This is a genomic window from Stenotrophomonas sp. Sm10 (assembly GCF_030985515.1).
GTDB classification, from domain to species: Bacteria; Pseudomonadota; Gammaproteobacteria; order Xanthomonadales; family Xanthomonadaceae; genus Stenotrophomonas; species Stenotrophomonas hibiscicola.
In genome coordinates, this window is the sequence record NZ_JAPTFO010000203.1 from 1 (window position 1) to 1,369 (window position 1,369).

At 31.1% G+C, this 1,369-nt stretch carries 3 protein-coding genes; all 3 read left to right on the forward strand.

The genetic code is table 11. The features are described from left to right. On the forward strand, positions 1–627 hold a 627-nt coding region (locus tag O0J15_RS21120; RefSeq protein WP_308306290.1), incomplete at its 5' end, for a DUF443 family protein. A 294-nt stretch (positions 628–921) separates the two neighbouring features. Beyond that, positions 922–1,125, forward strand: a complete 204-nt coding sequence (locus O0J15_RS21125; protein WP_004254399.1) for a hypothetical protein — start codon at positions 922–924, stop codon at positions 1,123–1,125. Between the two features lie 46 nt (positions 1,126–1,171). Further along, on the forward strand, positions 1,172–1,369 hold a 198-nt coding region (locus O0J15_RS21130; protein ID WP_308306291.1), incomplete at its 3' end, for a hypothetical protein.

The following is a 1,369-nucleotide window of genomic DNA, read 5'->3' on the forward strand; positions in this document are numbered from 1 at the left end:
GCTAATACGATGGCGTATAGTATTGTAGAAATAGAAAATAAAAAGTATATTATGGATTTAGGTTCAATGAAAGGGAAAAGCTATTTTCTCGGATTGATGCCTAACTTAATCACTCTTGATATGATTGAGTTAACTCCCTCTGATGATAGTTTTGAAATTAAGTCTAAAACAAAGATAGGAACAACTACTATATCTATTATGGTACAACCATTTGTGGCTCTACTATATAGAGCTATAGAATCAGCTTTTATTAGTATGGGATTGAGTCAACAGATATTTATGAAGAGTATACTATTTGTCTTGTCTATGATTCTTGCATACTTAGGAGCTGTTTATTATGAAAAAAATTCTCGACGTAACGCATTATCAAGAATACCAGAGAAAAGCAAACGTTATAGAGTCAAGTTTAAACCAAATGGTAAAAGAAATCCTGTTTTATTGTTTGGCTTTTTATTGAATATTATTTGTTTTGGATTTTTTATGGGCATTAATGATGGTTCCGAAGGAGCAGTTTTAGTTATAAATGGATTGATATCAACATTTTTCTTTTTTATAGCTAGAATGCCGACAATTAGTTCTTCATGTAGGAACAAGGAATTGATCCCAGTTGAAATAGAAGGAATCTAATGTCATAATTTCGAAATAATAACATCTTTTTGTGAATCTAGAAAACAAGAGACATTATGTTTAAATCCAATAAATGGCTGTACTTTTTATTATCCATTCCTTTTCGCTTCTTTTTTAACATTTCTAAGCTATGGGAATTTTCTTCTTAACAACAACGGAAAATTTGTCCATGAAAATGAAAAGATTATCAAGAGTGCAATTATTACCTACCTGGAAGATGAGGAAAAACAATCAATAAATTCTATTAAACTTTTACCAAATACAGCTAGGGGAGGGTATGATAATGGTGGTGATGTGGGTGGAAGCTATCATATTCATTTTTCAGCCTATGTTAACGATAATCCTAAGCAGTCTTTAAAAGTGGAGTTGTATTTTACAGATGCAAGCATTTCACCTTTTACTTTGATTAAACCCGATCCCTTTAAAGACAAAAAGAAGAAGATGTCACGATGGTTTATAGGTGAGATTGAGATTTTAGATGATCCTGCTAGGGATTGATTAAGAGAGAAAGAAAAGTTTTATAAAATTAAGAAAAGAGCCTAGTATGAAATCACATAGTTTGTTTTGTTTTAATGGAGTAATATCATTAACGTGTTCTCCGTTTATTGCTTATGCTTTTTTATATAGATGGGAGTTAAGGTTTATTAACGGTGCTCTTCGTTTTGTTGATAAGCCGGGATGGGCATTCTCAATGAACCTAATTAGTTTCATGTTTCTTATTTGTGCTATACTTGCAATTTTA